At 72.0% G+C, this 9431-nt stretch carries 7 protein-coding genes and 3 pseudogenes; 4 read left to right on the top strand and 6 right to left on the bottom strand.

Features of this window, described 5'->3' with window-relative positions:
• Positions 1-991: pseudogene (locus P3T29_RS14805) on the top strand (WD40 repeat domain-containing protein); the annotation flags it as partial.
• A gap of 82 nt (positions 992-1073) precedes the next feature.
• Here the strand turns inward: P3T29_RS14805 and P3T29_RS14800 are convergent.
• The 4 genes and pseudogenes from P3T29_RS14800 to P3T29_RS14785 form a co-directional block, all read right to left on the bottom strand.
• A pseudogene (locus tag P3T29_RS14800) lies at positions 1074-1673 on the bottom strand (transposase); the annotation flags it as partial.
• Between the two features lie 276 nt (positions 1674-1949).
• Positions 1950-2489, bottom strand: a complete 540-nt coding sequence (locus P3T29_RS14795) for a hypothetical protein (protein ID WP_280716886.1) — start codon at positions 2487-2489, stop codon at positions 1950-1952.
• Positions 2486-3247 (bottom strand): serine/threonine-protein kinase, encoded by a 762-nt coding sequence (locus tag P3T29_RS14790; protein WP_280716885.1) that lies wholly within the window; start codon positions 3245-3247, stop codon positions 2486-2488. The genes P3T29_RS14795 and P3T29_RS14790 overlap by 4 nt, the downstream gene beginning before the upstream one ends.
• A gap of 425 nt (positions 3248-3672) precedes the next feature.
• Positions 3673-4602, bottom strand: coding sequence for a LysR family transcriptional regulator (locus P3T29_RS14785; protein WP_280716884.1), 930 nt, complete (start codon positions 4600-4602; stop codon positions 3673-3675).
• A 160-nt stretch (positions 4603-4762) separates the two neighbouring features.
• Between P3T29_RS14785 and P3T29_RS14780 the strand changes: the two genes are divergently transcribed.
• Both P3T29_RS14780 and P3T29_RS14775 read left to right on the top strand, forming a co-directional pair.
• A complete protein-coding gene (locus tag P3T29_RS14780; protein WP_280716883.1) occupies positions 4763-5164 on the top strand; it encodes a hypothetical protein in 402 nt (133 codons plus the stop codon).
• On the top strand, positions 5161-5844 hold the full coding sequence (locus P3T29_RS14775; protein ID WP_280716882.1) for an SMI1/KNR4 family protein: 684 nt from the start codon (positions 5161-5163) through the stop codon (positions 5842-5844). The genes P3T29_RS14780 and P3T29_RS14775 overlap by 4 nt, the downstream gene beginning before the upstream one ends.
• 168 nt (positions 5845-6012) lie before the next feature.
• Here P3T29_RS14775 and P3T29_RS14770 read toward each other — a convergent pair.
• Both P3T29_RS14770 and P3T29_RS14765 read right to left on the bottom strand, forming a co-directional pair.
• Positions 6013-6324, bottom strand: a pseudogene (locus tag P3T29_RS14770) (phosphotransferase); the annotation flags it as partial.
• Positions 6325-6451: 127 nt separating this feature from the next.
• Positions 6452-7228, bottom strand: a complete 777-nt coding sequence (locus P3T29_RS14765) for a hypothetical protein (protein WP_280716881.1) — start codon at positions 7226-7228, stop codon at positions 6452-6454.
• 149 nt (positions 7229-7377) lie between these two features.
• Between P3T29_RS14765 and P3T29_RS14760 the strand changes: the two genes are divergently transcribed.
• A complete protein-coding gene (locus tag P3T29_RS14760; protein ID WP_280716880.1) occupies positions 7378-9399 on the top strand; it encodes an N-6 DNA methylase in 2022 nt (673 codons plus the stop codon).
• Positions 9400-9431 lie beyond the last annotated feature (32 nt).

Raw genomic sequence — 9431 nt, 5'->3', positions numbered from 1 at the left:
ACGCCGCGCGAGGCGTATCTCGAGCATCGCAACATGCGGCTCGCAGCGTAGCTTTCAAGCACACGGCGGCTGTCCGGAAAACGCGTGGCCCCTCACCTCTTCGGTGTTGGCGGTGGTGACGGCGGTGGTCGACGGCCGTCCCGTGGCGGTCACCGGCGGTTCTGACCGGACCGTGCGGGTATGGGATCTGACCACCGGCCGGCAGATCGGCCAGCACCTCACCGGCCAGGGCGACTGGGTGTGGGCGGTGGCGACGGCGGTGGTCGACGGCCGTCCCCACGCGATCGCCGGCTGCGAGGATTGGACGGTGCGGGTGTGGGACCTGACCACCGGCGACCAGGTGGGTGAGCCACTTGCGGGTCACGACGGCGGGGTGTTGGCGGTGGCGACGGCAGTGGTCGACGGCCACCCCATGGCTATCACCGGCGGCGAAGACGAGACGGTGCGGGTGTGGGACCTGACCACGGGCAAGCAGGTCGGCGAGCCCCTGACGGGCCACACGGGCGATGTGAACGCGGTGGCGACTGCGGTGGTCGACGGCCGCCCCGTCGCGGTCACCGGCAGCGACGATGGCACCGTACGGGTCTGGGATCTGACTGCAGGTCGGCAGATCGGCCGACCCTTGACCGGGCACACCGACCTCGTGCTGGCAGTGGCGACGGCGGTGGTCGAGGGCCGCCCCGTCGCGGTCACCGGCAGCAGCGATGACACGGTACGGGTCTGGGACCTGACCGCAGGTCGGCAGATCGGCCAACCCATCGCCGCCCACACTGACGATGTGAACGCGGTGGCGACTGCGGTGGTCGACGGCCGCCCCCTGGCGATCACCGGCGGCGACGATGGCACCGTACGGGTCTGGGACCTGGCCACCGGCGACCAGGTCGGGCCGGAGTCGGTGTTCCCACTGCCGGTCTACGCGGTGGCCGTGATGCCGGATGGTCGGTTGGTGGTGGGCTTCGGCTGGGAGGTCGCGGTGTTGGCCCGCCGTTGACCGGGCCCCGCACAAACGCCTCGCAGTACGAGCCACTTGAGAGGCGGTCCCCGAGGACGTGGGGGTCTTCAGGGGCTGGAGTTCAGGGACGACGGCGGGGACGTCTCTGTCGGCGGTGGGTGGTCCAGGCTCGTCGGATGAGGCTGCGGACGGTGATGATCGTGTCCGCGAGGTCGAAGAACGCCTCCATCACGACGGCGCGGCGCTCGAAGCAGCGGACGAGACGGTGGAAGGCGTTCTGCCAGGCGTGGGTCCACTCGACATGCCACCGTTCGCCTGCCTGAATCGGGGCCTTCTCACCCTTGTGCGCGATCCGGCCGTGCTGGCCGCGTTCGTCGAGCCGGGCGCGGGTCTTGTTCGAGTCGTAGCCGGCGTCCAAGTGCACCGTGATGTCCTCGGGCAGCGGCCCGAGGTCCACCAGGCGGTCCGGGGTCGAGGCCAGCAGCGGAGAGTCGTGGCAGTTCGCGCCTGCCAAGACATGGCCGAGCGGGATTCCGTAGCCATCCGTCATGCCGGAGCGTTTCAGGCCCTGTTTGCCCCGGTCAACCGGCGAACGCCCGGCAACCTCGCCACCGCCGGGGGCCTTGGTGATGGAGCCGTCGATGACAATATGATCCAGCACCAGGCCGACGATGCGGTCGTAGGCGGCGAGTGCGATCTGCCTGAACTGGCTGAAGACGCCCGATGAGCCCGACAACCAGGGCAATGCCAATTAAGCTGACGAGCGCCGTCCCGCAGCTGCCCGACTGCTTGGGTTCCATGGAATACATGCTGACCACCTCCCGTACCTGGTGCTCCGGACGACCCCGGGCAAACCGCTAGGCGCAGCTTCCGGGCCACCTTGTACCGCAGCGAGACGATCACCCGGAGATGGTGCCAGCCGAGATCGCCCTACTGCTGCCACCTTCAGCGATGACTTTCCGAGCTCGCCAGGGTCACCGGGCCAGGGCGAATGGGCTCAGGTGGTGGCCTGCCAGGTGGTCAGGGAGAGCTTGACCTCGCCGGTCTGTGCGTTGGCGTCTTCGATGTCTGCGAGGGCGATGGTGTGGGTGGCACGGTCGCGGACGCAGAGCAGGTGGCCGGCGCTCGCATGGGCGAAGGCGGGAACGGATTCGGGGTGGGTGTCGATCGCGGTGTCGCACTGGGCCGGGGTGGCCGCCGGGTCGGTGAGCACGGCGAAGTCGGAGAGGTCGAAGCCGGCCCCGGTGAAGGCGTCGGCCGTGGCGCTGCCGGTGGGGCTGCTGTGCGTCAGGGCGAGCCCCCACTTGGGGGTGCTGGCTGCGGGGCTCAGCTTGCCGCTGCTCAGTTCGACCTGGTACGCGGTGGTGGCGTACAGGCTCGGCGGGATGTCCAGTTCGACCTTGCCCACCAGCGGGGTGTAGCTCACCGCGGCGCCGGACGCCGCGCCGGTCGGTGCGGCTGTCAGTGCGGTCGTGGGCGCGGTTGCGGGCGCGGTCGTGGTCGTGGGCGCGGTTGCGGGCGCAATCGGGGACTTCACGGCAGCCGGGGCCTGGTTGGCGCTGCCGGCGGCTCGTACACCACCCGGTAGAGCACCGCAGTGTCCGGGCCCTCACCGAACGGCTGCACGCCACTCGCCACGTACGCGGCCAGAGCCCCCAGCGCGAAGACGTCGGTGGCGGGTGTGACCGCCGCGCCCTGGGCCTGCTCGGGCGTCATGAAGGCGGGCGAGCCGATCCGCAAACCGGTACCGGTCAGCGCAGTGGCGTCGGCGGCCCGGGCTATGCCGAAGTCGATCACCCGCGGGCCGTCGGCGGCCACCAGCACGTTGGCAGGCTTCAGGTCGCGGTGCACCACGTCGACGCCGTGGATCGCCTGAAGTGCCTCCGCGATGCCGCCGAGCAGCAGCAGCACGGTGCGCACCGGCAGCGCGCCGTGCTCGCGCACCACCTGCTGGAGCGAGGGGCCGGCCACGTACGCGGTGACCAGCCAGGGAGACTCCGCCTCGGCGTCGGCATCGATCACCTGCGCGGTGTACAGGCCGTGGATGCGCTGGGCGTTGGCCACCTCCTGGGCGAAGCGGCGACGGAACTCGGGCTCCTCGGCGAACTCCGGGCGCACCACCTTGAGCGCCACCGGGCGTCCGCCGGGCGTGTAGGAGAGGTAGACCCGGCCCATCCCGCCGGCCCCCAGACGCGCGTACAGCTGGTAGCCGGCCACCTCGCCCGGGTCGTCCGGCTGGAGGGGCTGGAAGGTGGATTGCGGCGATGCCGTGTCGTGTGGAGCATCTGCTGGCATGGGCTGGGCTTAGCCTTACTGTGTGTCAACTATGGATAATTGGAGCCAATTTGGGCAAGTAGTTGCAACGCCGTGTGCGCCGGCTTGCCGTCCCTGCCGGTTCCGTCGTCGCTGCGACCGCGCGGCGGAGCCCGGCACCGGTGAACGCCTTGATCGAAGACGTGTCGTCAGCCAACGGGTTCGAACGCACGGCCAGCTGCGGATGGTTCCGGCGTTCTTGCCGTCGGAAGCGATTGCGTTGCTGTCACCGGCGATCACGACCGGCCCGTCGCCCGGGGCGCCGGTCCCCCGTCGCAGCTGCGGCCGCCGGTCGACTCCGCCACGGTAGGCAGGGCGCTTCGCCGAGGGCAACACCCCACCGACCCAGCGTCAGGACCAGCTGCCTCCCTGCTGGAAGGCCCAGCCTTCCAGCCCTGGTCAGTGCGCTAACGCTGCGGGAACCGGTACCGGTCGCCCACCGGCAGCCAGGCGTGCGGCCCGTGCGGCCCGAGGTCTCCGGCCGCCTCGCAGAGCACGTCAACCACGGCGAGCACCTCCACGCGCTGCTCGTCGGCACGCCGGACCAGCGACCAGGCCCAGTGCACCTGCGGCGCCACGATCGGGCGCTGGACCAGGTCCGGCGGCAGTGGAATCGTCTGTCCCTTGGGTGAGTTGACGACTGGTCGGTCGAGGCGGCGGACATGATCGAAGAACGCCGCGCCCATGACGCCGCCGTCGGCGATGTGCTCAGCCCGGGAACCCGTGTCGCGGACCAGTTCCTCGGCGTAGGCGTTCCACGACGCCCAGGAGTCGTCGTCGTCCAGGAGCACGGCGGTGTCCTGGGCGCGCACGGCACCGGTGCCGGCCCCTGCGGACACGGCGTGGAGCCGGTTCACGCCGACCAACCGGGCCACCAGGCCCAGCTGTTCCAGCTCCTCGTCGCGCACCCAGCACACCGCGAGGTCCAGGCTGCCGTCGGCGACCCGGGCGGCCTGGGCGTGGGAGGGCGCGACCCACGCATCGATGTGCACCCGGGCCACCGCGGAGGTGCGGGCGGTCAGGTCGGGCGGCAACCAGGTGACGTAGCCCAGCCGGACCAGCTCCGAACCGGACAGCCGCCCGGCCCGCCGCCGCAGGTCGTCGGCCCGGTCCAGCAGGGCGCGCACGTGCGGGAGCAGCGCGGTGCCCGCCGCAGTGAGCGCGACCGAGCGCCGGTCGCGGTCGAACAGGACCACCCCGAGGTCGCGTTCGAGTGCCTTGATCTGCTGGGACAGGGATGGCCCGGCGATCAGCAGCCGGGCGGCGGCCCGACCGAAGTTCAGCTCCTCGGCGACCGCGACGAAGTACCGGAGTTGGCGCAGCTCCACGCCCCTCATGCTACGGCCGTTAGGAGGCTGCGCCTACCAGCGCCGGGGACGCCGGTCGCGGCGCTGGTAGGCGCCCGGTGACCTCGACTACCGACCAGGCCATACGGCTGCGCCTGACCGGAAGCCCACCGGCAGCGTCCGCATCCTTGCGCTGGCCGACAACCTGGTGGTGACCGCCGAACGGCTGAGCGACGCTTGGGAGGCCGACCTGGCCCCTGACCCGGCCCCCGAGCTCCTGCTCGGCCTGCTGCGGAACCAGACCCCGGCCTGCGCACCCGCGCGGGCGGCACTGCTGGCCGGTGGCACCGGTCGGATCAACGACCGGGTGCAGCCCGCCGACCAGCATGCCAACATCTACACCGGCAGGATCGAACACACGCGCGCGAACGGCATTGAGACCATCGGACTCCCGGAGGGCGTGTCGGCGCTGCGGGCGCTCGGCGACCGCCCGGTGCGGCTGGCGGCCATCGACAGCCCGGACCACTGCTGGCACTTCGTCCTCTTCGTGGCCGCCGACGGCGGCTCGTTGGTGGGCTGTGCCGGCGTACGACGAAGTGGAGCAGCAGCATGAACCCGACCACCTGGTCCGGCGTCCGCGAGCGGGTCCTGGCACTGCGCGAGGCCCCGAACGCGGCACAGGTGTTCGGCGCGCGCGGGCACCGCTTCGAGTTGCTGCCGCCGTTGAGCGAGGTCGAAGTGGCGGAAGCCGAGCAGGAGTTCGATGTCCGCCTCCCTGCGGACTACCGCAGCTTCCTGCTCGAAGTGGGCGCGGGCGGGGCCGGTCCGCACTACGGTCTGTACCCACTGCAGCGCGACGAGCGCGGCTGGGCCTGGAACGAGGGACAGGGGGTACGCAGTGACAACTCTCTGCTGCCCCAGCCGTTCCCCTCCCCCGCAGAACGAGCCCGCCTGCGCGCGGCGTACGACGCTCGCGAACCGGTCGAGAGCGCTTTCCCCGACGAGCCCGCGTTCCGCGCGGCATTCCGCGTCTGGGACGACGAGTGGGAGGCACTCAGCGCGGCGTTGACCGCAGGCGCGGTCTGCCTCAGCCACGAAGGATGCGGCTACTTCGACTGGTTCGTGGTGACCGGCCCGGAGCGCGGCACGATGTGGGTGGACCTCGGAGCGGCGGACGGTCCTCTCCAATCGCTTGCCCGTACCCCCCACGAGCGGCTCGGCTTCCGCGAGTGGTACCTGACCTGGTTGACGGCGGCCACCCGAGAGGCCACGGCCGGTGACCGAGTCCAGTGACAGGGTGCCCCCAATCACCACTCGCCATCGCTCGCCATCGCTCGCCAGAATCGCCTGCAGGCGGGCCAGGCACTCCGCCACGAACGCCGGGTTCGTCTCCCAGTAGTACGACACCCCGCCGACCGCTACCGCCACCGCCACCGCCCAGGCGTGTGCGCGCAGCCAGGTCGGCTCGTCCAGGCTCACCGCGTCCCAGTACGCCTGTCTGGCCGCCCCGGGCAGGTCCCAGACCGTGGCGTGCTCGGCGTCGGGGTGGCCGATCGAGAGACCGCCGAAGTCGATGACCGCGTGCAGGGTGCCGTGGCGGGCCAGGAGGTTGCTCGGCTTGAGGTCGCCGTGCAGCCAGACCTGACGGCCCGTCGGCTCCGGCAGGGTGAGCGCGGTCCGCCACAGGTGCCCCAGGTGATCGCGGCCGGGGAGCTCCGGGCAGGACGCGAAGCACTCGCCGACCCACCGGTCGCAGTCCCGCAGGCTACCGCCCCGGTACGTGAGTCTCTGACACGGCGGAACGGTGACAGGCCCGGCGCTCCCCTCGCAGCGTCGGGCCTGTCACCGTTGCGCCCCCGCTCCGGACGACCGCTGACGCGGTGCCGGATCGGGCCCGCGTTCAGTGCGCGGTCGTGACGTTCTTCACCAGGGCCTTGGTCAGGGCCACCCCGACGGTTCCGGTCGACTTCTGGTCGTTGTCGTAACTGGTGACCACGACGCTGCCGACCCGGACGGCCACCATCGTGCTGCCCCCGGCCCAGTCCGGTGAGGTGGCGACCGCCTGGAGTGCCTCGTCCCCGACGCCGGGCAGGCTCTTCAGGGTGACGGTCACGGGGTAGTTCTGGCCGTTCTGGGCCATGGTGAAGGTGTGACACGTGGTCAGGACCCGCTTCAGGCCGGCCATGACCGCCTGCGCGTCGTTTCCCCGGAAGGCGTCGAGCTCCTGGGCGAACATGTCCTGTGAGTCGTCCGTGTAGTCGTTCTGGGCGAAGGACGCGCTCGCTATCCCCGCCGCGTTGACCCAACTCGAGCCGTTGAGCGCGTCGCACACGTGCCCGGCCGGGGCGGCGGATGGGGAGAGCGGCGGGTTGAAGCCGTCGCCGGTGCTGCGGGTGCCACTGGCGTCGATCCTGAGCTGGCTCGGGAGCGCGGTGGCCGGTAGCAGCATCGCGTTGAGCTTCGTGCCGTTGGGCAGACCATCGGTGCCTGCGGCGGGCCCGGGGATCGACGTGGCGGGTGACTTGGAGGGGCCCCCTGCGGCAGCCGACGAAGCACCCGACGGAGCGCCCGAACCGGCGGCCGACGGGTGCGCGGCCCCGGAGGAACAGGCGGTGAGGCCGAGTATCACGGTGGCGCTGCAGGCGATCAGGGCGATCCGGCGAGATTGCTGAGACATAGCGGGACTGTGCACCTTTCAATCAGTAAAGCTGTGTGAGCGGCGCGCCAATAAGAACATGACCTGTGAACCGCGTCAACACGCATTCACTGTGTGAGGCAGGTTGTAGGATCGGCTGCAGTGTCACGTCGCCACAGAGGAGCTACTCAGTGCCGGAGAGCAGGACCGAAGTCACCGCTGCCGGGATCGCGCGGTTCGCCGGGGTCGGTCGCGCCGCGGTCAGCAACTGGCGGCGTAGGCATGCCGACTTCCCCAAGCCGGTCGGTGGCACCGACGCCAGTCCGGTCTTCGAGCTGGCCGAGGTGGAGCGGTGGCTGCGCGACCAGGGCAAGCTCGACCAGGTACCGCTACGGGAGCGGGTCTGGCAGCAGGTCGAGCGGGATCCGGGCGGAGCGGCGACCGCCCTGCGCCTGGTCGGTACCGTCCTGCTGCTGCACGATCGGCCGCTCCTGTGGCAGCGGCTGCTCGGCGCGGACGCCGACCTCAGCCACGAGTTTCCCCAAGCGCTCGCAGCGGCGCTCCGCTCCCGCCTGGGCGAGGACCACGCGGTGCCCGTGCCCGCTGATCCCGAGCTGACCGAGCGTCCGACCCTGCTGCGCGGCGCCGCGCAGCTCGCGGACGAGCTCGGTCCCCGCCAGGCGTACGAGTTCCTGCTGGGGCGTCACCTGGAAGCCGGGCACCGCCAGTACACGCTGACCCCGGCACCGCTCTGCGAGCTGATGGCCGAACTCGCGGGCCCGGCCGAACTCCTGCTGGACCCCGCCTGCGGCTTCGGCGGCCTGCTCGCCACCCTCGGCCCCGGCGCCACCGCGGCCGGCCAGGAAGCCGATCCCGACCTGGCGGCGCTCACCGCGCTGCGCCTCGCGCTGCACGCCGGGGGCCCCGCGCGGATCAGGGTGGGCGACAGCCTGCGCGCCGACGCGCACCCGGGCCTGCACGCGGACGTCGTCCTGTGCCACCCGCCGTTCAACGACCGTTCCTGGGGGCACGAGGAGCTCGCCTACGACACCCGGTGGGAGTACGGGCTGCCGCCGCGGGCCGAGTCCGAACTGGCCTGGGTGCAGCACGCCCTGGCCCATCTGCGCGAGAACGGCACCGCCGTGCTGCTGATGCCGCCCGCCGCGGCCTCCCGCAAGTCGGGCCGGCGGATCCGGGCGGACCTGCTGCGCCGCGGGGCGCTGCGGGCGGTCGTCGCGCTGCCTGCGGGCGCGGCGCCGCCGTACGGAGTCCCGCTGCACCTGTGGGTGCTGCGCCGCCCCGCAGCGGACGTGCCCGAGCCGCACCGGCTGCTGGTGGTGAACGTCGCCGACCGGGCGGACGGCCGGGACAATCCGCCCTGGCCGGAGCTTTACAGCACGGTGCTGGAGCACTGGCACGCCTTCGACCGCGAGGGCTCGGCTACGCAGCAGCCCGGAGTCAGCCGGACGATCCCGCTGGTCGAGCTGCTGGACGACGACGTGGACGTGACCCCGGCCCGGCACCTGCCGGTACGAGCGGCAGGCACCGGCGAGGCGGCCCTGAACGAGGTGAGCGACCGCCTGACCATCGCCCTGCGCCGCACCGCGGAACTGGCGCCGGCGGCCGGCGGCCAGCGCGCGCCGGCGCACTGGGCACTCACAAGCCTGGGCGAACTGGCCAGGACAGCGGCCCTGTTGATGCGCACCGGCGGCGCCGGAGCCGGCTCGGGCGGCGGTCCGCCGGTGCTGACCGAGCACGACGTCGTGTCGGGCGGCGCCCCTTCCGGTGTGCTGCCCGAGGGCGAGGCCGAGGAGCCGGTGCTCACCCAGGTCGGGGACGTGGTGATCCCGGTGCTCAGCCGGGGCGCGGCGGCCCGCGTGATCGACGAGGACACGGCCGGAGCGGCACTGGGCCGCAACCTGTACCTGCTGCGGCCGGACCCGGCCACCCTGGACCCGTGGTTCCTTGCCGGGTTCCTGCGTGGCACCGCGAACACCCGGCAGGCCAGCAGCTTCACCTCGTCCGCGACCCGACTGGACGTCCGCCGGCTCCAGGTGCCCCGGCTGCCGCTGGCCGACCAGCGGCGCTACGGCCAGCGGTTCCGTGCCGTCGCCGCCTTCGAGGAGGCGTCGCGGCTGGCCGCCGGGTTGGGCGAGTTGCTCGTCCAGGGCCTCTACGACGGGCTGACGGACGGGAGCATCAGCCCGTCGTGACGCCGGCGGACGAGCGGCCGCACCGGGGTCGG

Origin of the sequence: Kitasatospora sp. MAP5-34, assembly GCF_029894335.1 — a bacterium.
Lineage (GTDB): Bacteria > Actinomycetota > Actinomycetes > Streptomycetales > Streptomycetaceae > Kitasatospora.
This window is presented reverse-complemented; position numbering and strand designations above follow the sequence as displayed.